25 protein-coding genes are annotated in these 23,598 nt (G+C 67.5%); 13 read left to right on the top strand and 12 right to left on the bottom strand.

Features of this window, described 5'->3' with window-relative positions; translation table 11 throughout:
* The first annotated feature begins 1 nt into the window (after position 1).
* Positions 2 to 1,174, top strand: a complete 1,173-nt coding sequence (locus tag ACZ7KI_RS30310; RefSeq protein WP_470276469.1) for a DUF58 domain-containing protein — start codon at positions 2 to 4, stop codon at positions 1,172 to 1,174.
* The gene (locus ACZ7KI_RS30305) at positions 1,171 to 3,270 is read left to right on the top strand and encodes a transglutaminase TgpA family protein (RefSeq protein WP_470276468.1); all 2,100 of its coding nucleotides are present in this window, start codon (positions 1,171 to 1,173) and stop codon (positions 3,268 to 3,270) included. Before ACZ7KI_RS30310 ends, ACZ7KI_RS30305 begins: the two co-directional genes overlap by 4 nt.
* A gap of 1 nt (position 3,271) precedes the next feature.
* On the opposite strand, the gene ACZ7KI_RS30300 is transcribed toward ACZ7KI_RS30305, so the two are convergent.
* Both ACZ7KI_RS30300 and ACZ7KI_RS30295 read right to left on the bottom strand, forming a co-directional pair.
* Complete coding sequence (locus ACZ7KI_RS30300) at positions 3,272 to 4,495, bottom strand: serine/threonine protein kinase (protein WP_470276467.1); 1,224 nt, start codon at positions 4,493 to 4,495, stop codon at positions 3,272 to 3,274.
* A 67-nt stretch (positions 4,496 to 4,562) separates the two neighbouring features.
* Positions 4,563 to 5,777, bottom strand: coding sequence for a protein kinase family protein (locus ACZ7KI_RS30295; protein ID WP_470276466.1), 1,215 nt, complete (start codon positions 5,775 to 5,777; stop codon positions 4,563 to 4,565).
* 150 nt (positions 5,778 to 5,927) lie between these two features.
* On the opposite strand from ACZ7KI_RS30295, the gene ACZ7KI_RS30290 reads away from it, so the two are divergent.
* From ACZ7KI_RS30290 to ACZ7KI_RS30280, 3 genes are read left to right on the top strand one after another with little or no spacing between them, the layout of a single operon-like run.
* Entirely contained in the window at positions 5,928 to 6,662 is a 735-nt protein-coding gene (locus ACZ7KI_RS30290) for an ATP synthase subunit B family protein (protein ID WP_470276465.1), read from the top strand.
* Positions 6,663 to 6,667: 5 nt separating this feature from the next.
* On the top strand, positions 6,668 to 7,069 hold the full coding sequence (locus tag ACZ7KI_RS30285; protein WP_470276464.1) for a hypothetical protein: 402 nt from the start codon (positions 6,668 to 6,670) through the stop codon (positions 7,067 to 7,069).
* 36 nt (positions 7,070 to 7,105) lie between these two features.
* Entirely contained in the window at positions 7,106 to 7,888 is a 783-nt protein-coding gene (locus ACZ7KI_RS30280) for a hypothetical protein (RefSeq protein WP_470276463.1), read from the top strand.
* A gap of 74 nt (positions 7,889 to 7,962) precedes the next feature.
* Here the strand turns inward: ACZ7KI_RS30280 and ACZ7KI_RS30275 are convergent, their stop codons facing one another.
* Entirely contained in the window at positions 7,963 to 8,730 is a 768-nt protein-coding gene (locus tag ACZ7KI_RS30275) for an AfsR/SARP family transcriptional regulator (protein WP_470276462.1), read from the bottom strand.
* 202 nt (positions 8,731 to 8,932) lie between these two features.
* Here ACZ7KI_RS30275 and ACZ7KI_RS30270 point away from each other — a divergent pair, with 202 nt between their 5' ends.
* Together ACZ7KI_RS30270 and ACZ7KI_RS30265 are read left to right on the top strand one after the other, a co-directional pair.
* Positions 8,933 to 10,264 (top strand): hypothetical protein, encoded by a 1,332-nt coding sequence (locus ACZ7KI_RS30270; protein WP_470276461.1) that lies wholly within the window; start codon positions 8,933 to 8,935, stop codon positions 10,262 to 10,264.
* 575 nt (positions 10,265 to 10,839) lie between these two features.
* On the top strand, positions 10,840 to 10,974 hold the full coding sequence (locus ACZ7KI_RS30265) for a hypothetical protein (protein WP_470276460.1): 135 nt from the start codon (positions 10,840 to 10,842) through the stop codon (positions 10,972 to 10,974).
* Positions 10,975 to 10,991: 17 nt separating this feature from the next.
* Here the strand turns inward: ACZ7KI_RS30265 and ACZ7KI_RS30260 are convergent, their stop codons facing one another.
* Positions 10,992 to 11,522 carry a hypothetical protein gene (locus ACZ7KI_RS30260; RefSeq protein WP_470276459.1) on the bottom strand — a complete coding sequence of 177 codons (531 nt, stop codon included), beginning with the start codon at positions 11,520 to 11,522 and terminating at the stop codon, positions 10,992 to 10,994.
* A 234-nt stretch (positions 11,523 to 11,756) separates the two neighbouring features.
* Between ACZ7KI_RS30260 and ACZ7KI_RS30255 the strand changes: the two genes are divergently transcribed.
* The 3 genes from ACZ7KI_RS30255 to ACZ7KI_RS30245 are packed head-to-tail and all read left to right on the top strand — an operon-like array spanning position 11,757 to position 12,478.
* Entirely contained in the window at positions 11,757 to 11,957 is a 201-nt protein-coding gene (locus tag ACZ7KI_RS30255; protein WP_470276458.1) for a hypothetical protein, read from the top strand.
* Between the two features lie 58 nt (positions 11,958 to 12,015).
* Positions 12,016 to 12,321, top strand: a complete 306-nt coding sequence (locus tag ACZ7KI_RS30250; protein ID WP_470276457.1) for a hypothetical protein — start codon at positions 12,016 to 12,018, stop codon at positions 12,319 to 12,321.
* 10 nt (positions 12,322 to 12,331) lie between these two features.
* Positions 12,332 to 12,478 carry a hypothetical protein gene (locus tag ACZ7KI_RS30245; protein ID WP_470276456.1) on the top strand — a complete coding sequence of 49 codons (147 nt, stop codon included), beginning with the start codon at positions 12,332 to 12,334 and terminating at the stop codon, positions 12,476 to 12,478.
* Between the two features lie 112 nt (positions 12,479 to 12,590).
* Here the strand turns inward: ACZ7KI_RS30245 and ACZ7KI_RS30240 are convergent, their stop codons facing one another.
* Complete coding sequence (locus ACZ7KI_RS30240) at positions 12,591 to 12,905, bottom strand: hypothetical protein (RefSeq protein WP_470276455.1); 315 nt, start codon at positions 12,903 to 12,905, stop codon at positions 12,591 to 12,593.
* Between the two features lie 448 nt (positions 12,906 to 13,353).
* Between ACZ7KI_RS30240 and ACZ7KI_RS30235 the strand changes: the two genes are divergently transcribed.
* On the top strand, positions 13,354 to 13,674 hold the full coding sequence (locus ACZ7KI_RS30235) for a hypothetical protein (protein ID WP_470276454.1): 321 nt from the start codon (positions 13,354 to 13,356) through the stop codon (positions 13,672 to 13,674).
* Entirely contained in the window at positions 13,674 to 14,972 is a 1,299-nt protein-coding gene (locus tag ACZ7KI_RS30230) for a PrsW family intramembrane metalloprotease (protein WP_470276453.1), read from the top strand. The genes ACZ7KI_RS30235 and ACZ7KI_RS30230 overlap by 1 nt, the downstream gene beginning before the upstream one ends.
* 557 nt (positions 14,973 to 15,529) lie before the next feature.
* Here ACZ7KI_RS30230 and ACZ7KI_RS30225 read toward each other — a convergent pair.
* From ACZ7KI_RS30225 to ACZ7KI_RS30195, 7 genes are all read right to left on the bottom strand, one after another.
* Positions 15,530 to 16,924, bottom strand: coding sequence for a DUF8189 domain-containing protein (locus ACZ7KI_RS30225; protein ID WP_470276452.1), 1,395 nt, complete (start codon positions 16,922 to 16,924; stop codon positions 15,530 to 15,532).
* A 29-nt stretch (positions 16,925 to 16,953) separates the two neighbouring features.
* Positions 16,954 to 18,324 (bottom strand): DUF8189 domain-containing protein, encoded by a 1,371-nt coding sequence (locus ACZ7KI_RS30220; RefSeq protein WP_470276451.1) that lies wholly within the window; start codon positions 18,322 to 18,324, stop codon positions 16,954 to 16,956.
* Positions 18,325 to 19,006: 682 nt separating this feature from the next.
* Positions 19,007 to 19,996 carry a DUF7192 family protein gene (locus tag ACZ7KI_RS30215; protein ID WP_470276450.1) on the bottom strand — a complete coding sequence of 330 codons (990 nt, stop codon included), beginning with the start codon at positions 19,994 to 19,996 and terminating at the stop codon, positions 19,007 to 19,009.
* Positions 19,968 to 20,234, bottom strand: coding sequence for a DUF7192 family protein (locus tag ACZ7KI_RS30210; RefSeq protein ID WP_470276487.1), 267 nt, complete (start codon positions 20,232 to 20,234; stop codon positions 19,968 to 19,970). The genes ACZ7KI_RS30215 and ACZ7KI_RS30210 overlap by 29 nt, the downstream gene beginning before the upstream one ends.
* Before the next feature lie 182 nt (positions 20,235 to 20,416).
* On the bottom strand, positions 20,417 to 21,052 hold the full coding sequence (locus ACZ7KI_RS30205; protein WP_470276449.1) for a hypothetical protein: 636 nt from the start codon (positions 21,050 to 21,052) through the stop codon (positions 20,417 to 20,419).
* A 28-nt stretch (positions 21,053 to 21,080) separates the two neighbouring features.
* Positions 21,081 to 22,478 carry a PrsW family intramembrane metalloprotease gene (locus ACZ7KI_RS30200; RefSeq protein ID WP_470276448.1) on the bottom strand — a complete coding sequence of 466 codons (1,398 nt, stop codon included), beginning with the start codon at positions 22,476 to 22,478 and terminating at the stop codon, positions 21,081 to 21,083.
* A 5-nt stretch (positions 22,479 to 22,483) separates the two neighbouring features.
* Positions 22,484 to 22,861, bottom strand: coding sequence for a hypothetical protein (locus tag ACZ7KI_RS30195; RefSeq protein WP_470276447.1), 378 nt, complete (start codon positions 22,859 to 22,861; stop codon positions 22,484 to 22,486).
* A gap of 205 nt (positions 22,862 to 23,066) precedes the next feature.
* Between ACZ7KI_RS30195 and ACZ7KI_RS30190 the strand changes: the two genes are divergently transcribed.
* Positions 23,067 to 23,594 (top strand): hypothetical protein, encoded by a 528-nt coding sequence (locus ACZ7KI_RS30190; RefSeq protein WP_470276446.1) that lies wholly within the window; start codon positions 23,067 to 23,069, stop codon positions 23,592 to 23,594.
* The last annotated feature ends 4 nt before the right edge of the window (positions 23,595 to 23,598 follow it).

Genomic DNA, 23,598 nt, shown 5'->3' with positions numbered 1-23,598 from the left:
GATGCGACTCACTGGACGTGGCATCGGAGTGCTGGTCGCCGCCGTACTGCTGTACGGCGCGGGCGAGCTGGCCGGGCAGCCGCTGCTGCGCGCCGTCGCCGGGGCCGCGGTGGGCGCGTTGCTCGCCGGGATGGCGATGGTCGTCCGGCGCCCTCGGGTCACTGTGCGACGCGAGGTGTTCCCGGACCGGGTCGAGCGCGGACGACCGGCGCTGGCCCGGTTGCTGGTCGGCAATCCCGGAACGCGTCGGCAACCCGGTTTCACCGCGCGGGAACACGGGCAGCACGGGGCGGAGCTGGCCGTCTCGGTGCGCCCTCTGGCAGCGGGTGGCGAGGCGATCTACCACTACGAACTGCCGACGCGGAAACGAGGCCGGTTCACCGTGGGGCCGCTGATTCTCGAACGGGCGGATCCACTCGGCCTGGTGCGACGGCCGCTGCCTGCCGGCGGCACCGCGACACTGTGGGTCTATCCGAAACTGCATCGCGTGCGCGCGCCGGCGACCGGGCATCCGCGGCACCATCACGAAGGGCCGACCACCGACGATTCACTGCACGGTTCCGCGGACCTGCGTGACGTGCGCGAATACGTCGTCGGTGACGAGGTCCGTCACCTGCACTGGAAAGCCACCGCCAGGACCGGGCAGCTGATGGTGCGGGACTACGTCGACCCCGATCATCCGCGGTTCACGCTGTTGCTGGACACCCGCTCGAAGGTGTTGTCGGAGAACGACTTCGAAGAAGCCGCCGAGCTGGCGGCCTCACTGGTGAACGCCGCGGCGACAGCCGGCCACCGGTGCCGTCTGATCACTTCGACGGGCGAGGACCTGACCACCTTCGGCGGGATACGGGCCGCGCGGAGGCTGCTGGACGTACTGTCCGAGGTGGGACAGGACCCGGCCCGTGACCGGCCGCTGATCCCCGAGGCGCTGTCCCGCAAGGGGGTCCGCGGTGGAGGTCTCGTGGTCGTGACCGGCAGGGCCGGTCCCGAGCTACGCGGACTGGCTGTCGTCCGGCCGCATTTCTCGTCGATGTTCGTACTCGGGGTGGGTACCCATGGCTTGGGCATGGACGGCCTCGGCGTGCACGGCGTCGAAGGAGTGCCGCGTGCGCGCCGGATCAGCGCGGCGGACGCGGCCGAGGCGGTGAGCCGGTGGAACGAGGTGGTGTCGTGACCGCGCGGAGCCGTGATGTCGCGGTGCTCGCCGCGGCGGCGCTCGGCGGGCTGTTGTTCGCGCCGGTCTTCGGTCTTTCCTCGCTGCTGGCGCCCATCGGGGCCGTGGTCCTGGTGACCTACGGAGCCGCCGAACTCGGTAGACGGGCCCCTGGCCTGGTCCCGTGGCGTCCGGTGATCGCCGTGGTGGCGGGACTGCTGGCGGTGATCGAGACTGCGCTGCCCGGGACGACGGTCGCCGGGATCCCGACAGGCGAGTCGATGGCGGTGCTCACCGAAGGGGCGGTCCACGGCTGGCAGCTGGCCCTGCAGTCGACCTGGCCCGCCCGGCCGGACCCGCGGCTGCTCGTCTTCGTGCCGCTGGCCGTCCTGGTCGCCGCCGTGTTCGGGATCGAGTTGCTGCACCGGCTCCGGCGGCCGTTGCTCGCGTTGGTCCCCGGACTGCTCGTACTGGTGCTGAGTCAGGCTTACGTCGCGGTGACCGGTTTCACCGCGGTGGCCGCCGGCATCGGCTACGCGGCGATCGCCGGCCTGTCGCTGGTGGAGTCGTCTCGACTGCTCAAGGTGATCGCGCCCGCCGTCGCGCTCGGCGTCGTGGGTGCGCTCGCGTTCACCGCCGCCGATCCGCTGGCCAGGCCGGCGTATTCGCTCAAAGACGACGAATCCGTACCGCTGACGCAGGATCCGGTCATGAATCCGCTGGCGGAGGTCGCGTACCGAAGCAAAAACCCGTCACCGCACGTCTTCCGTTATACCGGGGACAGCCCGGCGACGCGGCGCTGGCCGCTGGTCGTGCTGGACGGCTTCGACGGTTCGAACTGGTTCCCCGGCGAGGGTTTCCGGCGCATGGGAGCGGAGATCGCGCCGGACGTGGAGGTACCGGTCACCCGGCGCCATGCGGCCATCGAGGTGACCGGTTCGCTCGGGCCATGGCTCCCCGGCCAGGCATCACCAGTTTCGGTCACGGGAATCGACGCGCTGGTGGACGAGGCACGCGGGACCCTGATCGCCGGCCGACCGTCCACGGCTGCCCGGTACACCCTCAGCTGGTGGGAACCAGTAGTCGGCGCGGACGACTTGATGGGGGCAGGGATGGATCCCCGGCTCCCGGGTGGGCTGGGCGGTCTCGCGACCGTCCCCGCGGCCATCGACGAACTCGCCGACCGTGTCCTGCCCGAGCTGCGGCCGTCGTTCCAGACCGCCGTCGCGCTCGAACGCTTCCTCGCCGACAACTACCGCCTGGCCATCGGGGACGACTTGCCGACCGGGCACGGCTGGCCGCAACTGCGCCGGTTCCTGCTCGACGACAAACGAGGGACGAGCGAGCAATTCGCCGCCGCGTACGTGGTTCTCGCGCGACTCAAAGGGATCCCGGCCCGGCTCGTCGTCGGGTACCGAGCGCCGGAACGGGCTGAGGCCGACGGGTCGCATGTGGTCCGCAATGCCGACATCGTCGCCTGGCCGGAGGTCGCGGTCGACAAGGTCGGCTGGGTACCGCTGGATCCGTCGGGCACGGCGAAGCAGAGTGGATCGGGCTCCGCGAGCGGGATCGCCGCCGCCGTGGCGGAGGTGCGGACCCAGTTGCCGCCGGAACGGAAACTGGAGAATCCACGACTCCCCCCGGGTGAGTCCGTGGAGGACGAATCGTCGGATGGGGCCGATTGGGTGGCGATCGCCCTCGTGACCGGGATCGGTCTCGGCGGTCTCGTAACGCTCTGGGCCGCCGGGGTTCCCGCCGTGACCGGGTTACGGGCTTGGCGAAGACGACGCAGGCAAGGACGGGCCGGGGTGATCGCCGCCTGGGCGGAAGCGAGGGACCGGGTGCGGGCGCATGGGGTTCCGGTGACGGCGGGGATGACGGTGCGGGATCTGGTCTCGTCCGTCGGCGTCTTCGGTCAGGAATCCACAGTGGACGGCCTGAGTGCCTTGGCGCGTTCGGTGGACGCCGCGCTGTGGTCGGGGACCGCGCCGGATGTGTCGGACGAGGCGTGGGCCTCGGTCCGGGCTGTGCGAAAAGGACTCAGGCGACGACCGTTGCGTGCGCGGCTGCGTGCCGCGGTCAACGCCAGGGTCCTGTTCCCGCCGCGTGGTGCCTGAGTCACGGCGTGCAGACGGCGCCGCGGATCGGCTGGGGGCGGCTTTCGTAGGTGCCTTGGGGGTTCATGCCCTGGATCAGGAAGCAGTACCGCAGTCCTGGTCGCACCTCGATCCGCCGGTGGTTGTCCCGTTGCACCATGATCACCTGCGGTTCTCGGCGGTCTTCCCCGGCGAGCACGACCGCGTAGTCCAGTACGGCGTTCGACGTCCACGACAGCTCGACGAAGGTTCCGCGGTCGACGGGCGGGGACAGCGTGATTTCGACGGGGTTCGCCCGGGGTATCGCGGGACCGGGGGGCTTGGTGTCGTCGCTCGTCGTGGAGAGGAACCACGGCACGGCCACCGCGGCGCAGATCCCGGCGAGAATACCGGTGGCCGTACCGTACTTCCGTTTCCGTGTCGCGGTCGCCCGTGGCGGCTGCTCCGGCCGGGACGGCTCCAGCACGAGGATCGGCTCATCGGGCAGATCGAGCGGGATGGCAGGCGGTACCGCGTCGAGCAGACGGCCCAGCCGGATCTCGGCGTCGTGCGGGCGTCGTTCCGGGTCTTTGGAGAGCAGGTCGCCGACGAGCGCGGCGAGTTCGTCCGGGACGCCAGGCCGGGTGATCGGCGCGACCGGCTCGGTGAGGACCCGGTGGATCCGTACAGCCGGCTGTTCGCCGACGACCACGCGGTGGGGAGGCTCGCCGGTCAGCACCAGGTGCAGGACGGCACCGAGGCCGTACCGATCGGTGCGCTCGTCCATCGTCTGGTCGCGCACGGTCTCCGGGGCGGTGAACTCCAAGTCGTACAACGGGTCACGGGGAAATCTCCGCCTGAGCGTCACGCCGAAGTCGGCCACGACGGGCTCACCCGACGGCCGTAGCAGCACGTTCCCGGGAGTGACCGAGCCGTGCACGACCCCCGCCGCGTGCGCGGCGGCGAGGGCGCGCGCGACGGTCTCGCCGATGAGGAGTGCGTCGGCGACGGGCAGAGGCTCGGCCAGCGTGGCGAGGGAGCGGTCACAGCGTGGCATCCGCAAGATCGTCCGGCCGTCGGGAAGCGCGGTGATCTCGTCCACCCGCAGGATGCCCGGGACATGCGCGGCGGCCGACAGCGCTGCTTGTTCCCGGTCCAGTGCCGCCCTGGTCCGGCGATCCAGCGAGCCCGGATACACCTTGAGGACCGTGTCGCCGGGGCCGGCCACGATGGTGGCGGCGGGGCCGTGAGTGGAGGCAGTGCTCATGCGTCGGCCGGATCCCCTCTTCACCGTGCGGCCGGGAGACGGTGTCAACGCTACAACAAGCCGGTGGTCAGTTCCGGCAGTCGGCGCCCCGGATGGGATACGCGGGGCTCTCGTCGATCCCGCCGCCGTCGGTCACCTGGATCAGAAAGCAGTACTTTCGCCCCGGTTCGACGGGAATGGTCGCCGACCGCTGCCGCCGCACGATCGTCGTCCGCGATCGGCCCGTCTCGTCCGTGACCACGATGGCCGAATCCATTCCCTCCGGTGCTCGCCAGGAGAGCGTGACCGTGGAGCCGCTGTCGCTTGGCGGAGCCAGCTCGACCCCCGTCCCAGGCTTACTGATCGGCTTCACCGAGGCGGGGATGGTGGCCGGCTGGGCAAGCGCCTGAGGAGCGTGGTCTGCCGAACCCGGAAGCAAAATCCACGCGGCGGCTGTGAGCACGGCGGCCGCGCCGACGGTGAGCACCGGCCAGACGGACTTACGCGGTGACACGCTGGTTTCGGCCTTGCCGGTCGACGGGAGCGGAAACCCGTGCGTCACGGTCACCGGCGGAATGTCGTCCACAGTGGACTGCTCCCGCGTGCTGTACCCGGTCAGCAGTCCGGCGAGGAGGTCCGCTACCAGCGCCGCGTCGGCCGGACGCGACTCCGGGGCCTCGGCGAGGAGGTTCTCGATGAGGGCGAGGAGGTCGATCGGCGCGTCCTCCCGGTGCAACGGCGGACGGCCAGGATGCGGCAGCACACCGGTCAACGCCAAGTACAACACGACACCGAGCCCATACAGGTCCGCGGCCTCGCCCTCCAGCTCTTCCGGGGCAAGCAGGTGACCGCCGTGGTCCGGGTCGCGCACGAACACCGAGCGCAGGGTGTGTTCGAAGTCGTTGACCACCGGCTCACCCGACGCGCGGAAGAGCACATTGTCCGGGGTCAGCCTGCCGTGGACGATTCCGGCCTCGTGTGCCGTCGCCAGTGTCGAGGCGAGGGCCGAACCGAGCACCAGCGTATCCGAGACCGACAGCCTGCCCGCCGAACCGACGAGTTGCGGCAGCGATCCTGTGCAGAGTTCGCTTCGCGTCGAGCATCGGCCGTCGGGCAGGTCCTCGATGATGTCCGGTACGAGAACTTGCCCGCCCAGAGCCGAAAGCTGCTCGAATTCCTGTTTCAGGAGTAGCCGGGAGCGCTCGTCCAGCCTGCCGGGGAACACTTTGAGTGCGACATCGCCGTACGCGTACACGTCGCCGGCCGACCCTCCGCCGAGCGCTTCCCCGTCTTCCGGTCGCATCGGCTCAGAATAGGCACCACGACGGCGGAATGGCGATGGTGACAGCTTCCTGCCGCGATGTACCGCCGATGTACCGCCGATGTACCGCCACTGAACCGGCGCACTCCAAGCTGATCGCCAGCAGCGCACCGGATCAAAGAGGTGGGACGGATGAAGCAGAAGAACAATCTCCGCCGGGCCGCCATCTACGGCGTCGCCGGCCTCGCCACGGCGGCTATTGGCGCTTCCACCGCGAACGCGCTGGTGGACGACCGGTCCGAGGACAAACCGGCACAGGATTCGGCACAAGCCGCGAAGCCGCAGCACGCAGAAGTACCGCCACCGCAGCAGAAGTCGGGAACTCCCGCGCCGCAGACCAGGCAGGCCAAGCCCTGGACCGCGCCCGCCGAGCCGGTCGTGCCGAAACACCTTACCCCGCAGCCGGTCGTGCGACCGGTGCTGCCGGGCCGGGCGCCCGTTGTGCCCGCCGTCAAGCGGACGGCGCCGGTGGAGCGGGACGCGAAACCGGCGCGGACGGTCAAGAAGCTGTCCACTTCGGTGCCGGTGGTGAAGAAGGCGGCCACGACAGACCCGCGCGCGGTGAAGACCGTCACCTCGAAAGCCTTGTCGCAGAAGCGGTTCCTCGGCGGGGCCTTGCTCGCTTCGCTGCCGGCACCGCCACAGGAGACGATCCTCCAGCAGGTGCGGCACTCGGCCAAGGCGGTCGACACCGGTGAGGAAGCGGTGAAACACGCCGAGAGGGCTCTGGAGAAGGCAAGGCTCGACCTCAAGAAAGCCAAGGGAGAGCTGGAGAAGCTCCGGAAGAGTGCCGACAAGCGCCAAGACGACGAGAGGCGTAAGGATCACGAAAAGCCGGTCAAGATCATGAGCGGCGACCGGGACTGAAGGCCATGACCATTACCCTCGCCGAACGGCCGAAACTGTCGATGCGCACCGCCTTCCGGAAGTTCGCCGTGCCGCGCCGGCCGGTCATCCCGCAGCATCGGTACCTGGTGATCCCGGAAGAGGTATGGCTCGGTCAAACGTCGTCCCTTGCTTACGAAGAGCCGACTGAGCGGGTCGAGTACGACTACTACCTGCGGCATGAGGCCAAACCGCTCACCAGGAGCGTCTTCACCGGTCTCGGTGGCGGGACCGCGTCACTCCTTTTCGGGGTGACCACCGGACTGGTGATCGCGACTCCCGTCGGGATCGCGGTCGGCGTGGCCGCCGGGATCTTCGGCGGACTGATGGGCCGTGAGATCGCCGAAGAAGTCTATGAACGTCGCCACGAAGACGAGACCCAGCCGTGATGGTCACGGCGACAACACCGAAATCGAGGTAGTTCCATGAATATCAAGCGTGCGGGTGTGATCGGCGTCGCGGGCCTGACGACCGCGGCCCTCGGCGCGTGGACTTTCGGCGCCTTCGAAGGCGCCGATGAACCGTCCGCCGCCGCGGCACCAGCCGGGCAGGTCGCGACGGCGGCGCAAGAGCCCGACGCCGCCCCGAAAACGGCAGTGACACCCCTCGTTTCGCCGGTACAGGAGATCGCGCCACCCGCCGTGGTCTCCGCCGCCCCGGCTGCGCAAGCGGCATCGGTCAGGAAAGTGGCGAAGGTCGTGCCCGCCGCGAAGTCGAGGAAGTCGGTGTCTCGCCCGGCGATGCGGACACCCGTGGTCAAGGCCGCGGTTGCCAAGCCGACCGTCGTCAAGGACGGTCGCGAACCGCAGCTCTTCCAGTTTCCGCCGCGCGTCACCGTCGTCGGACAGCCGGCCGTGGCGGTACCGGAGAGCCTCAAGAAGGTCACCGAGTCCGTCGACAAAGCCTCCGGCTCTCTCGAGAAGGCCAGGAAACTGGTCGAACAGGCGAAGGACGAGGTGAACAAGGCCAAGGGCGAGGTCGACAAGGCCAAGGACGAGCTGAAGAAGCTCAAGCCCGGCAAGCACAAACACCATCCGGGGAAGGCCGACAAGAAGGGCGACGGCAAAGGCAAGGCCGAGGAGCAGCGGTCTCGTGCCGGACACGTCTCGGTGGACAGCAAGGGCATGAAGCCCGGTCAGACTCGCACCGTCACAACCTCGAGCCCGGACAACTCGTCCTGGTCGAGCGCCTCTGTCACGGTCAAATGACACGATGGCCGTCCGGCGGAAACGCCGGGCGGCCATCAACTCGGGCGATTCAGGTCAGAATCGACGGACGGACGTCAGCCGACCTGCAAAACACTGCCGAGCGCCGACTCACCCGACAGGACGGCCCGATGGGCTCCGGCGAGTACCGCGCCCGGTTCGACACCCAGTTCGCGGACGATGATCGCGCGCGCCCTGCGATAGGCCGCGAGCGCTTCACCGCGCTGACCGGTTTCGTTCAGCACCAGGACAAGCCGGGCCCAGACCTGTTCACGCAGAGGGTCTTCGTCGAGTAGTTCCTGAAGGAGGGCCAACGCGTCGAGGTGTCCGCCGAGCACACACCAGGTCTCGGCCAGATCTTCCCTCAGCCGCGTATGCAGACGCTCCAGCCGGGTGACTTCGGTGAGCACAGCGGGGTGGCGCAACCCCTCGTAGGGCGTACCGCGCCACCGGCCGAGCGCGCTCGTCAGCAGGCCGGCCGATCGTTCCGGCGCGCCGGAACGCAGGGCCACCCGGGCCTGAGTGGCAGCGCGTTCGACGATGTCGACGTCTACGCAACCGTCGTCGACGACGATCCGGTAGGCACCTGACTTGCTTTCGATGGTCGCGTGGTCCGCGACAGGTGACAGGGCGGCACGCAACCCGCAGATGTAGGACTTCAGGTTGCCCCGAGCCGATGTCGGCGGCCTGCCTTCCCAGGTCAGGTCCATCAACCTGTCCACGCCGACCCACTTCCCGCGGTCGAGCAGGAGCGCGGTCAACACGGTGGTCGGCTTGCCCGACTTGATCGCGAGCGCTGTGCCTCCCGACGTGGCCACGAGTGGCCCGAGGATCTGGAACAACATCAGGTCGCCCCCTATGACTTCATTTCATGACGTGCCGAGCGAGCATCCCGCGGACGCTATGAGGATCCGATGACAGTCGCCGTCGCGTCCGCGATGAACCTCCGCTGAACCGGCTCCGGGCATCGTCACCGCACGAGGGAGGTCACGCGCGCCTGTATCACGAGGACCGCGCGGACCTTGACAAGTGTGAGGAGGATCGACCATGACGAACGATTCGTCCGCCATGCGGCGCGCCATCCTGTACTCCGCTTCCGGCGGGGTGCTGGCGGTGACGTTCGGTTTGCTCGGCGCCCAGAGCGCGGAGGCGGCGCCGGAGAACACGGCTGGAGCGGCCCCGGTGCAGCCGTCGTCGAAGCACAGCACCGTGGAGAAGGCGCACCAGGTCGCGCGCAAGGTACAGCCCGGCGCTCAAAAGCCCCCTGCGAACAGCATGGGGAAGTCCGCCGTGACCCGTTCCACGAAAGAAGTGACCGGACGAACCTCGGAGAAGAAGTCAAGGCTTTCCGGTGGTGAAAAGACGACGCGGTCCGAAATCCGTAAGCCGAGCCGGCAGCCCGGACAGGCGCTGCGCACCTTCCAGGGTGAGGCTCCGCGCAAGGGACAATCCGACCAGCGGCAGAAGGACGACAGTTTGAAGGAATGGCAGCGGTACGCGTCGGGGATTTCCGATTACGCGCGTAGTCAGCGGGGTGGTTCGCCGGGGAGTGGGTTGGATCGTCAGCTGGAAGACGCGGTGGATCGTGCGAAGAAGCAGGGTCGGGGTGGGTGGGCTGAGGCTGAGGTCGGTCGGTTGACCGAGCGCAACGCGAAGTTGCGGGCTAAAGCGTCGCAGAAGCAGAGTGGCCGGGTGCCGCGTGATTTCCTGCCGGTCGATCCGGTGCGGAATGCGGTGGACGATGTGCTTCGTGGACGGAAGCCCGCGCCGGTTCAAGGTCCGAGCGTGGACGACGTCAAGAAGGCAAGGAAGTTGCAGGGTGACGAGAGCCTGAAGGAATGGCAGCGGCACGCGTCGGGGATTTCCGATTACGCGCGTAGTCAGCGGGGCACGATCGTCACCCGGCCCCGCAGCACCCAGTCCCGGAGTTACCAGCCCCCGCCCGCGCCGGAGAAGCCGCACGGGTCGCTCTCGTTGTGTCTCGGTGGCGGCGTGCAAGCATTCGAGGCGGCCGCGGGTGACGGGTGTCTGTCGTTCGATTCGCGGGGAGTCGGCTGGAGTGCCAACGGCAGCGTCGGGATCGGTCCCGGGGTGGGCGCTCATGCCGGTGTCGGGGGCAAACTGTCCACGGCGAACATCGACGAACTGGCGGGCGAGTCCTACTACGTCTCCGGTGGGGCCGGTTTGGGGCCGCATGGAGGTGGGGCGGTGTCGCTCACCCGGGACTTCAAGCACCTCACCGGCGGGGTGGCTTTCGGTCCGGGTGTGGGCGGAGGTGGCAGTGCCGGTATCGAGTTCACCGGCTCCGGGAGGTTGTTCGACTGGGCGGACGTGGGGGACGCGATCGGGCAGCTGCCCTTCACCGGCACCGGCAACTGAGGAGAGGGGCGTGGCGCTCCTCGATCGCGCGTCAGAGGAGCACCACGCTCACGTCGGTCGTCGTCGGCAGGCCCCTGCGGCTACGTCGTCTCCGATTGGGCGCCGGTGCCGAAGCAGAGCCGGGCACGCCACGACACGTAGTGACACCTGGCCGTCTGGCAAGGCCTGTGCTGACCTGCGCGGTTGGTCGAAATTCGGCATTTGCTGGTACTGGCTGACATGGCGGGGGAGGCGACTTTTAATCCGTAGGTTCTGGGTTCGAGCCCCAGGCGGCCCACAACATCAACATCCCCGCTGACCTGCGGGGATGTTGATGTTGTGGCTCGTGTTTGCCTCGGTGTCGACCACGATTGGGCTCCGTTTCGTCTCCGTTTGCTCTGGTGTGCCGAAGTGCGTGCCCAAGCTAGTTGCAGCGGGTCCACGGCGCCCTGATGCTCTTGCCGCCGGGTGGGCGCCGCGGCGCGCCTGGCTCTGCAACATCCTTGCCGATTTTTGCGACGTTGATGGTCATGACCGACCATGCGCGGCCGGGGGCCGCGAGCGCCTCCTCAGCACCGAGATCAGGGTCGGCCTCGTTGAAGCGGCTGCCTGAGCTGACCCGGGCCGCGATGTGGTGGACCGCGATCGTGATCGCGTTCCTGACCGCAGGCGCGGTGACCCTGCTGTGGTGGCCGGCCACCGCCGGACTCGTCGGAGCGGACCTGGTGTGAAGGCGCGGCTGGACGCGCTAAAGATCGGGCTGAGCATCGGCGTCGGCAGCGGCGGCGTGGTCGCGCTCTACCTCGCCTGGCGCCGCCAGCACTCCACCGAAGCCGACCTCGACAACCGCGAACGCACCCTCGCCCACCAGCAAGACGTCGCCGCCACCACTCAGGCACACCAGGAACGCAGGGACTCCAGATTCGTAGACCCTGGCCAGCAGCGCGCGCACATCACCGAGAAGGAGCATGTGCGTGCGGTGGACTCGGAGCCAGCGACGTCGGCTGATGATAGGGCCGGTGGCGGCCTGTGTGATGGCAGTCCGGCTGTTCGGGTCGATCTTCTCGCCGGGATCTGGCGTGACGTGGGAGTGATCGCGATCGTCCCTGCGATCGGCGACGGTGCTCAGGCTGAACACGGAGCCATCAGGCCGCGTCGTGTACGTCACCCAGGTCTTGCCCGTCAGCCCTTCCCTGTTCGCCTGGTCTACGAACTGGTGCAGATCGGTAACTGTGAACGGCTGTCCTGCAAGGCATTGCTGACTGACGTCGCTGGTCACAGTCGGACAGCATGCCAACGCCCAGCGTCAGGGTCTCGCAGGCTAGTTAGCGGCGCGACGCCCCAGGACGCCGCCGCAAGCAAAATCCGCTAAGCCTGCGGTTTTGTCAGTTGTGACCGGACTTCCCGGCCGGATCACTGGTTCCGGTGCTGGACGGGGTTTTCGAGGTGGTTGTGCGCCATCCCGTGACCTTTCCTTTCAAACTGTTCCTCGGGTTGAAGGGATTCAGTCGCCATGTGGGTCTGGTTCTTCGGCGGTTACGCCGTGTTCGTCGCCGGGCTGATCGGCTATGCGACCTATGTCGCGCTTTCCCGGTCCGATAAGCAACACCGCGCGGACTCTTTCCGCGTGGTGAAGCTGACCTGGGGTACCGCGGCCGGAGCCGGAGGCCTCGCCGCGATCGCGATCCGGTTCCATGACGTCGGACTCATCTAATCTGCTGAGGAACGTCGCGGTCCGCAGCCGGAATGTGGGTCGCGTGCATCATCGGGAGGTGATGGAGTACTTCGAGCTCGACGCGAAGCAGGGAAAGGTCACCGACCCGGCCGGTGTGGATGCCGCGCTGCGCCGGGCATGGAACGCGTGCGCGGGGGTGGCTTGCTCGAAGTGCGGAGTCCCGGCTGCCCAGTACTGCCGCAACAAGACCGGGGGAGTCTGGAAGGTCACCCGGTTCCACCTGCCCCGCCAGGAAGACGCCGGCGCGCAAGCGATTCTGAAACGGGCAGGCATTCACGGCCTGAGCTGGGCCAAAGGAAGAGGCGCCTTCGCGTGGGACGATCGTCCCGTCCCAACGGTGTAGCGCTCCGAGCATGTTCTTTACCGCCGCCGCGATGTCCGAGCCGCCCCGCCCGCACGACATCGTCGCGCTGGTCAACGAACACACTACGCTGCACCCTGCCGGCGACGGATGGCCGCGCGGGCTGTTCCCGTTCTGCGATTCGCAGCCTTCACCGTGAGCCCGGCACCCGGAACGGAGATCTTCGCCTGCTACCGCTGCGGCGGAGGCGGAGACAGCGCCTTGTCCCTCACCAAAACCCGCCGCCGCTGAACGCGGATGAGCGCAGGCGATCACAAGCCAGGCTCGGTGGGCGCGCAGTTCACCCCTTCCCGTTCGTCCAGCGCCTGTGGGGCTTCGAGCAGGTTCGCTGACCGGACGATCTCCGCTGGGACTCGCCGCGCGGCGCCGGCCGGGGCGAGCGTCCAGGTAGCCGCTGACGGACTGGTCGGTGTCATCGGCGTCGCCGCCGGGTTCGAGGTGACGCAGATACCAGGCGTCGGGGTTTCGGCGAGCTCCCGGCTGGTGGCGGCTTTCCGGCTGCGCAGGGCGTCGGCGCCGATCCCGTCGGCCAGCGCGTCGACGGCCGCGTACGGCCTCGGATTCATATAAAGCTTCTCTGCTCAGGTCTGCAATGATCGAATGGTGACCGATGATGAACGGCCGTGGGGTAGCGATCCGCTGGATTCGGTCATTGCAGCCCACCAGAGTGACGCAATTCCCGGGGCTTTCAGTGCGCGGCGCAGTTCGTAGAGTTGTTAACTTGTTCGTTCGCTTCGGATGGCTTCGTCTCGTTGGAAGACCTTCTGGAGCTCGCCGGAACGGATGACACGGACGCGACGGACTAGGTATGCCCTCCTGGCCCGCGAGTGTGCCCTCGGCTTCTCGTAGCACGATTTCCTGGGAAAATCATGGAGCCGGGAACGGCTCCTGAAGGGCCTGGCGTGCCCGATGGCGGAGAGTTGCCGAGCCTTGAATCAGAACGCGCGACCTGGAGGTGGTCACGGTAGCGTTCCCAACGGTGGTGCTCGCCGTGTGTAAGACGAGGTGGCCTGGATGACGTGGCTGACGCCGGTACTGGCCCTGGTGGCCGGGTTACTGACTGCTGGCGCGGCTTTCCTCGGGGTAAGGGTGACCGTTCGGCAAAAGGAGCAGTCGGAGGGCCGCAGCGAATGGCGGGCTCGCTTCCAGATGGCCCAAGAGCTGTACTGGTCGAGTGATGTGGAGAAGCGCTTGGCCGGGATAGGGATCCTCGATGTCCTGGCGGAGTCCGATCTCGCCGGACCGGATGAACTGAGGATGATCGAAGTGTTCCTCAAGCCGATCCTCCGGCAACCTCCTCCGCCCGAAGATCTGAAGGCGGGTGACGCGGACTGATGACGCGACGTTTCTCCCAGGCCGAGGTCAGCGCCGCTGCCTGTCTTCAGGCGTCGATCGACACCAAACTGGGTAAAGACCCCACCCCGCCACGAAGCCACGAGACCTCCGCAACCGCCGTGCCGACATCGGACAGACCTGTTTCACCGGATCTTCGGGCCGCGGCCGCCCAGCTGCACCGGAAGATCAGCCGGCGGTTGAATCGTGATCCCATGCCCAGCATATGGGTCGGGATACTGCGCCCGCCGATCGTGTTGACCGTTCTGTCGACTTTGCTGCTTGTCGCGCTGAAGGTGAATCCCGTCGCGGCGTTGGTGGCCGTGTCGTCCGTGAGTTTTCTGGTGGGCGTCCTGCTCTGGATCGACCGCTGGCGTCCCAAGACCGAAGGGCAGTTCTGGCGTTCCTTCGGGCGGGGAGCGTGGGCGGGCTTCATCGTCTTGCTGGTGATGGAAGCCATGCGCGCGCGGCAAGGCACCGAGGGAACGCTTGAACCTCTGCTGGGTGAACCGATGCTGGCGGAGTCGATCAAGGGGATCTTCGTCATCCTCATCGTGGTCCGGATGAACGGTGACCTGGACCGGATGCTCGACTGGATCGTGTACGGCGGTTTCGTGGCCGCAGGCTTCGCGTTCATCGAAAACGTCTTTTCTTTCGGCGCCTTCTATGCCGGCGTGCTGACCGCCACTCCCGGCGAGGTCGCCGCGTTCACGCTGCGCGGTGTCCTGGCCCCTTTCGTGAATCTCCTGTGCACGTGCCTGCTCGTTGTCGGCGTGGCTCTGGCGATCCGGACGCGTCGCTCGCTGGTTCAGCTTGGCGCCCCGCTTCTGGGGACTCTTGGGGCGGTCGGGCTGCACAGCGTGTGGATTCGCACGGAGACACTGCCCCCCGCCGCTTTCGTCAACGTGTATTTCCTGGTCATGGTGCCGGTCTTCGTACTCACCGCGCTGGTCGTGTACCGCCAGCGTGCGCGCGACCTGCGCGCCCTCGCTGCCGAACTACCGGATCTGGTCGCGGACCGGGTCGTCGCCCCGGCCGAGCTCGTCCTGCTCACCAGCCTGCGGGCCCGGCGACACTGGCGCGCCGCGGTGCGCAAACGCTCCGGGATACGAACGGCGCGCGCGGTAGCGCAGTACCAGGAGGCGGTGACCGAGCTGGCGGTCCTCCGCCGTTCCATCCGGGCCGGTGACGTCGGCTCCGACGTTCGCGCCAGGGAACTCGACCTGATGCGAGAGGTCGCCAGAACCCAGGTCGAAGCGACCTGGCTGGAAGGCGCGGTTACTTCGCAAGCCAGGCGATGAACAACCCGTACGACGCTGAGCCCGGGAGCCATGCGGTCCACTCGTGATCGCGATCCGGAGGCCGGCGTTTCGGGCTGGTGGCGGTGGGCGTGCGGTTGAGCGGTCGAGGACGATCCCGTAAGAGCGCATCTGTCCAGCCGGGCCGAGAGTCCGGTGGGGACGCAGACCCCACGCTGCTGTCCAGGGCGGGCCCGTGACGGGCGCCGTCAGATTGCGCTGGTCACGGATGACGAGGCAACGTCCACGGGGCCGTTCACGAGACGAGCTGCTGAGCCTTGAGGGCGCTCGGACTCGTGCGTCCTGTCGTTTGTCTGCTATCGGCGCGCGCTGGTTTCGAGGAGCTTGGATTCGATCTCGACGGTGTCGGGGTGGGACAAGGGGGCGAGGATTTCGAGCGCTCGGTCTCGTGATGGGCGAATCCGACTCCTGAGCAGGAGGCAACGCGATGGACAGATCCTTGGCAGTCGGGCGCGTCCAGCCTCATCGCTGTCCTTTGGGGCCTGCGCCGACTAATGGCCGTGCAGGTTCCGGCGTTGTGAACCTGCACGGCCATCGCCCTAGGGGCGCCAGGTGTGCCAGAGGGCGTTGTCGGTGCCCTTGGTGAACACGTCGAGCCTGGTTCCGCCCCATGAGGCGAGTGCCGGGGTCGAGGTGGCGGTGCCGCCGAGATCCTCCCACCCGGACCAGCCCTTGGCGGTGTATCCCTGGTGCCATACGGAGTTGTCAGTGCCGACCACTGCGACGTCCACCGTGCCCGCGCCACGCGATACCGCCGCTGGTGTGGAGCGGGCCGTGCCGCCGAGGCCTTCCCAGCCGGACCACGCCCCGCCGGTGAACCACTTGTGGAAGACCTTGTTTTCCGCTCCGCGGACGAACACGTCCAGCCGCCCGGCTCCCCCCGAGGCCACAGCCGGGCCGGAGGTCAGGACACCACCGAGATCTTCCCAAGCCGACCACGTGGTGCCGTTCCACCAGCGGTGCACGAGGGTGTTGGTGTGGCTGCGGGCGAACAGGTCGATCCGGTCCTGGCTCCATGAGACCGCGGCCGGTGTGTCCGGAGTGGACATTCCCATCGACTCCCAGGCGCCGAAGGTCTGCCCGTCGTCGGTGGAGTGCGTGTGCATCAGGGTGCCGTCCTTGGCGCGGCCGAACAGGTCGACCCGCTTGCCCGAAGCGCTGGCCGCGACGTCGGAGTCGATCGCACCGCCGATCCGGCGCCATTCCAGCCATTTGGCGCCGTCGAAGCGTTTCGTGAACACTTCGTTGCCCGCGCCGACCGCGTAGACGTCGAGGGTCTTGCCGCCTCGATCGACGACGCCGGGCCCGTGGTCGAGGCCACCGCCCAGGCTTTCCCATGATGCCCACGGTGACGAGGAACCACAGTTGCGGCTGGTGATCCGCCAGGTTCCGCTGTTGTGCTGCCCGTAGGTGATTCCGTTGAACACCGGCGCGACCCGCTCGTTGTTCGGGTGGCCCCATTCCGCTTTACCGTCGCCGTTGCGGTCGATGGCCATCTCGAAGTGCAGGTGCGGCACACCGTTGGAGGTCTGCCCGGTGTGCCCGACCTTGCCGATCGACTGTCCTTTCGCGACCTTCTGGCCGACGGCGACGGCGCGGGACTGCAGGTGAATGTAGGTGGTGAACCAGCCGCCGCCGTGGTTGATCTGGATGATGTTGCCCGCACCGGACGGGTCGCTGTAGGACTGGTTGACCGTGCCGGCCGCCGGTGCGATGAGCGGGTTGCCCTCGGTGGCGCTGGTGGGCACCCGGAAGATGTCCAGTGCCGGGGCGTGTCCGAAGGATTCCATCCGGATCTGCTGGTTGCACGGGAACGGCGCTTGGAAGTCGGGCCGGGCCGCGGCGCTCGCCGGCTGGCCGGTGAGCGCGAGCCCGGCGGTCACCACCGCCCCGCAGAGCGCGGTCGCCGCCGCGCGGAACACTGTTCTGGTCATGATCTTTCTTTCCTTTCCGGTAAGGGTCTTCAGCTGCGCCAGGTGTGCCACAGCGCGTTGTCGGTGCCCCTGGTGAACACGTCGAGGCGGGTTCCGCTCCACGAGGCGAGTGCCGGGGTCGAGGTGGCGGTGCCGCCGAGGTCCGCCCAGCCGGTCCATCCCTTGGCGGTGTAGCCGCGGTGCCAGACGGAGTTGTCAGTGCCGACCACCGCGACGTCGACCGTGCCGGGCGTGCGGGACACCGCTGCCGGGGTGGAACGCGCAGTCCCGCCGAGACCTTCGAAACCGGACCACACCCCGCCGGTGAACCACTTGTGGAAGACCTGGTTCCCGGTGCCGCGGACGAACACGTCGAGCCGTCCCGGCGCCCACGAAGCCGCCGCGGGGCCGGAGGTCAGGACACCGCCGAGGTCTTCCCAAGCCGACCACGTGGTGCCGTTCCACCAGCGGTGCATCAGGGTGTCGGTGTGGCTGCGGGCGAACAGGTCGATCCGGTCCTGGCCCCAGGAGACCGCGGCCGGTGTGTCCGGAGTGGACAGTCCCATCGACTCCCAGGCGCCGAATTTCGCTCCGCCGTCGGCGGAAGTGCTGTGCACGAGAGTGCCGTCGGCCGCGCGGCCGAACAGATCGACCCGGGAATCGCCCCAGCTCGCGGCCGCGACGTCCGAGGAGACCGTGCCCCCGACCCCGCGCCATGGCAGCCAGCGAGTTCCGTCGAACGCCACGGTGTAGACCTGCTCGCCCGCGCCGGGCACGTAGACGTCGAGAGTCTTACCGGCCCGGTTCACCACGCCGGGGCCATGGGTGAGCGTCCCGCCGAGGCTTTCCCAAGCGGCCCATGGCGAATCGCTGCCGCAGTTGTGTCCTACGTGGACGTTGTCCGAGGTGCTGTACTTCAGCGCGACGCCGTCGAGAACGATCTGCTGACGGACGTTGTTCAGTTGTTCTTCGAAGTGCAGGTGCGCGCCCCGTGCGTTGCCGGTGTGACCGACCCGGCCCAGCTGAACCCCGCGGGCGATCGCCGCGCCCTTCCGGACGGTGATGCTGCCGTCCCGCATATGTGCGTACCGGGTACTCCAGCCGCCGCCGTGGTCGATCTCGACGGTGTTGCCGTAGCCGGACTGCTTGCTGACGTCGGTGACGGTCCCGGCGGCCGAGGCGTTCACCGGGAGGCCCTCGTCGTTGTTCCCTCCCGCCTTCTCGAAGTCGAGCGCGTTGCTGATCTCCTGGGAGTGATGCCGGTACACCCTGGCCTGATTGCACGGCCACGGTGCCCGGAAGTCCGGCCGCCCGGCGGCGACGGCGGGGGTCTGTGCCAGCACGACCACCGTGCTCGCCAGCGACAACCCGGCCAGTAGCACCCCCAGCGCGCGGCCGGCCTTCGTTCTGCTCGCCCTCATGTGATCCCTCCTGCGTCGGTGATGACGGTCGAAAGGGAGGACCGGCGATGGATGCTGAAGGTTGGGGCCTGGCAACCATTACGGATCTCTTAACGACGGATACAAGGAGTGAGGGTGAAGTCGTGGAGAAGAGTTCCTCGGCCGGCGCCATGTGCGTGAGCTGGTAAAGGAGTTCGATCGTCATGGCGGCAGTGGCGCCCCAGGCGAAGGCGGCCAGCCGGTACCGCAGCGGCATCCGCCGGTGCCGTTGGAAACGACTCACGGGACCAGATCGCGACCGGCAAGCCGGCCCACTGGATCCATGGCAACCGGTTCCACGCACCGGCGAATCGGCGGACCACCACCGGACCGGCCGCCAGGACGAGCACTCCGCAAGGAACGCTGACCGTCAGCCCGCGCAGATAGGTCGTCGCCATCGCCGCCGCGATCGGGAACCGATCGCCCGGAAACGACATCAGTAGCTGTCTGCCCCACCACGAAACGGAAGTACCGCAAGGACGACCACCGCGACCGTCAGGAGCCCGGACAGATTCGTCAACCCGGTGAGTGCGGCGGGAGACATCGATCCGGAACCCATTCGTTCGAGGTCGCCGGCGACTGATACCGCTGCGTTCCCTCAGTTCCTGGTCGGTGACCCCTCGAGCCCTCCCGGATCTTGTTCCGATGTCGCGCAGCTGCGCGCTCAGGCTGGCAAGATCCCCGGCCTCATCTGCGCTTCGGCGAGGTCGTCCATGCTCGCCTGAAGGACGGCGTTCAGCTCGCCGCATTCGCGCGCCTGCTCGGCTGACTGCGCAAAGCAGGAGCACAGCGAGACAATCGTCATCGCTGCCACGGAAAGATGTATCGAGCGCCGTTTGTCAAATCGCTTCCTCGCATTCAAGAGCTCGTCCAGCGTGGTGACACCAGCCGGTCCGAATAAGTTGGAATGCGCGTGGCGCAGGCCACTCAATCTGTTGAGCGCCCAGCCAAATCGCGCGCACCGGGGTCCTCCCGGTTGCCGAGACCGAGGACCAGATTTGATCGGAATCGAGACAGGAGGCGCGTCATAACACCACCTGCTCTCGCTTCCGATCAGATCCGGTCTCGGCCGCCGTCGGTGGCGAAGGTCGCGGATGAGGGCCGGTCGGGCCGTCCCCACATGGCTTCCACGGCCGAGCATCAGTAGCCGCGGTGCGACGCTTTCGGTGTCACTTATCGTGGTGTGGTCGGCTCGGGCGATCAGTTCGAGTTCCGCGAAAGTTCGTGTGCACCAGGACACTGCCGAATCCCTTGACCCCCATTGCCGGTCGTCCTTGTCCAGGTGGGGGAATACGTACGGGTCGGTGACGTCGTCGGGCAGGTCGTCCGCGTGACAAGTGAACGGTGGTTGGCCGTAGGCATTGGCTCGCAGCGACAGTGCCACCTGACGGTCGGCGCTGTCCCAGACGCTGAACCACAGGCGACGAAGCATGGCGGGGTGCGCCACAGCGAAGAGGAGCCGCCCCAGGTCGAGTGGTTCGCCCGCGGAGATCGCCTGTGCGACCGCGGTGTAGCGCACTCCGTGCAGGCAGACCGCGTACCCGAACCAGATCTCCACAGCGTGGACCGCCCTGATGATCGCCGAGCACAGGGCAGCCAACCCCGCACCGCGGTGCCGGATCCGATCATGCGGGACGATGCTGGCGTAGACCACCGGGATCAGGAAGGTGACGACCCGCCCCCTTGGCCGAGATCCGCTGCGGCATCGCGTCGACCATGCATTCCGGCACGCCTGCCAGGAACGCCCCGATGTCGACCTCGCTCCCCGTGACGTCCCAAACCGGAGTCAACGTCGTCGCCGGGAGGTCGTCGCTGACCCGACTGTGCGGTGTCGCGACGGTGACGTCCACGTCCGGCAGCGCGTAGGTCCAGCCGTCGACGGCGAGTTGGATCGCCTCGGCCTAGGCCGCGCTTGCCCACTCGCCGCGCGGGCTTCGACCGGCGCCGTTCGTGATCGTGTCCGGTACACGTGCCGTGGTCAGGAACGCGTCCCAGGGTCGCATCGGCGCGAGGCGGCAGGTCTTCACGAGGGCCAACTCCAGGGCAAGTGATGACGCTGTCGTTGTCGCGTAACTTACCGTGGTGGTTTGGGCGGCTTGACGAAGACCCGGATCTTGGTGCCGTCCTCGATATAGGTGTAGCCCTTCTTCTTGCCGTTGACCTGGCTGCCGAGCGAGGAGCCTGAACCCCTGTTGTCCGAAGGACTGATATGCCGGATGCTGGCGCCTTTGCCGCCTTCCTTGAAGATCGCCTGCCGGAACTCGTCTCGATCCTTGCCCGGCACCGTGGGGTGGCCGCGTAGTGAGTCGTTGCGTCGTGTCTCTGCGCCCGGGCGATCCAGTGTTCCTTCGTATCGGTATTTGCCCTTTCTGTTGGGTTTCAGGTTGTCGATGACGTGCTGGGCGGATTCCGGATGCCGTTCGCCGTCCAGTTCGACATGTCTGAGGCAGACCTTCGGCCGGTCGCCGTTCTGCGTTGACGAGCCCTGGCCGGCGGACGGCGGGAGTCGAACCCCGGACGCGATCACGGCCATGCGTGCCGCCGCGCCGATCGCGGTGGCGGCGGCGACGCATCGCATGGCCGTGAACCCGATGTCGCCGCAACCTGATTCAGTGCCATGGGCGATGCCGTAGCTGACGGACCCGCATTGGCCTGCGAAAGCATGTTCCGGCCACAGTAGTGAGAAACCGGCCGCCAGCGTGATGAGCATCAGTATTCGTAAGGTCATGACTGTCCCTTCAGCGCGGGGAGCGGACGCTGCGGCGTAGCAGGTGAATGCGTTCGCGGAGCACTTGTATGTCTTGGTGCAGAAGAGGATCCGGGTCGTGAGTCGCCCGCCACCTCGTCATCGCCAGGTCGAGTTGCCGTGCCTGCAATCGTCCGATGTGGACGTAGTTGGCGGGACCGTTCGCCAGTGCCACACGAAGGCGCACCGCGAGCCGGTAGGCCGGGTTCGCGAGAATCGCGATCTCGGCAGGGGTGACGGCGCCGAGTCCGGTTGCGGCTTCGACGGGCAGGACAGCCCACAGTGCGCGTCCCTCTTGCCGGGTCCCGAGCCAGAGCGCGGTGCCGACGACGAGCAAGAAGGGGCCGCTGACGGTGAGGTAGTTCAAGGGCATGGCAAGCAGAACCTCGGAAGCCTTGCTGGCGCCGTGCCATGGGAGGCCGTCGCGGAACGTGAGGTAGTTCCAGATGAAGTGACCGAGTACCGCGGTGGCGAACCCGGCAGTGATATAGAGGACCTTGGTGCTCCACCGCCGGCATCGGCTCGCCAGTCCGATCGCGGCTCCGGTCAGCGCAGTGAACAGCACGTGTCCGAACAGCACGCCGGACGCCCATTGGCGGAGCCACACCTGGTAGGCGGCGCTGTCGAAACTGGGGAAGGCGAAGCGGATCGTTTCGGTGAAGTTGAACCCGGCTCCCGTCATGGCACCGAGCGCGATCCCGCTCACCACACCGTCGAACCGGCGCCGCAGGAGGTGAAATGTCAGCAGGACACCGGCTCCTTTTCCGAATTCCTCCCACAGCGGCGCGGCGAGTACCTCCGAAATAGGGCGTCCGACCGGAGGTGGAACGGAGGACAGGAATTCTTGCGCCAGCGCCATGTGCGTAAGTTGACACAGGAGCCCGATAGTCATGGCCGCCGTGGCGCCCCAGGCGAATGCGGTGAGGGTGTATCGCAGCGGAAGCCGACGATGCCGCTGGAAGCGGTGCACGGTCCAGATCGCGAACAGCGCACCCGGGATGGCCATGAGCATCCCAGCCGGATTCGGCAGTATCAACTTGATCAGCGGGAGCACCGGCATTCCGCCGGCGATCATCAGCCCCGACCAATCTGTCCACCGCCGCGAGCTTCGCGCGCGTCCGGGGTCGCGGACGATGCGTTCGATCACCGAGGGGCCGCCCAGGATGAGCAGTGCGCCACACGGGACGCTGATGGCCAGCCCCAGCAGGTACGTCCTCGCCATAGCTGCGGCTGTCGGGAACCGATTCCCGGGAAAGGCCATCAGGATCTGCCGTTCCCATGCGGGGAAGGGCAGCGTCGCGCAGACGGCCACCGCGAGGATCAGGAACCACAGCGCGATGATCCCCCGCGCCGGGCCCGAACGAAGGAGGCCGCCCTCAACGTGCTTCACGGCGTTCACACTGGACATTTTCGCTGCACCGCCTCGAACAGGCTCGCGAGTCCGCTGACGTTATTCGGTGTCGGCGTCCCGGAGCCCATTCCTTCGAGGTCACCCGCGACCGATATCGCCGCGGTCCGCAACTCCTGGTCGGCGACCGCGGTCGCGCTCTCCCGGAGTTTCCTCCCGATTCCGCGCAGTTGTGCGGTCAGTTGGGGAAGGTCGCCCGGCTGTGCCTGGGCTCCGGCCAGTTCATCCATGCTTGTCCGGATTACGGTGTCCAGTTCTCCGCATGTCTGCGCCTGTTCCGCCGATTGCGCGAAACAGGAACACAAGGCAAGGCTTGCCAGCACCGCCATGGAAAAACGTAGTGGATAGCGTTTGTCGAATCGCATACCGTGTCCTTTACCGCTGGGAGAGCTGTCTCGGCGGGAACAACCCTGGCCCGTTTGAAAAAGTTGAGGCTGTCGGGGCGCATCACTCGATCGGGTCAGCCCCGCAACCGCAACCAAGTCGTCCGTCACACGGTCGAACAAGCCAACGGGTGAACCCGTGCAGTGCGGATGAGGGACAACGGTGCACTATGGGTGATCTGGGGTCATGGGAGCGAGAGTGGCGCTGGAACATCGTGCTCGGGATCGGCACGGCGATCGGGCCACGGTGTTGCTCGCGGCGACTGTGCTGATCGCGATCGAGGGCGAGGAGCACCAGCGCTCGGTGACACCGCGAGTGGCCTATCTCAGTGGTGACACACCCGAACGAGGTGCCCCGGGCCGGGGCCGTCAGTCCGCCTGGCCGGACGGCCCGGGCCACCGCTGGACCGTGAAGCCCCGTGCCGGTACCCACACGTGGTTCTCATTTCTGCGGCCGGATGATTTCACCGGGTTTGACAATGGCGGAAGCCTCGGGACCGTCACTCTCGCTTCCTCAGGGTGCATCGATGTCCAAGTGGACTGGATGTTCACCGCCAGGGGAGTGGTGACGAGCGGAGCGCTCAGCCCGGCGCGCCCCGAGACCGAGGTGCCGCGGCGTCCGCCGCCGGGTACGACGGTTCTGGTCGTCGATGTCCGCCACACGCGGGGCGAGTGCGCCGCCCACCTGGACTGGCGTTTCCCCCGCGCGCTGTAGTGGC

Source organism: Amycolatopsis sp. NPDC039088 (assembly GCF_055598845.1).
The sequence above is the reverse complement of the archived record's forward strand: the minus strand, read 5'-3'. Positions and strand labels throughout refer to the sequence as shown.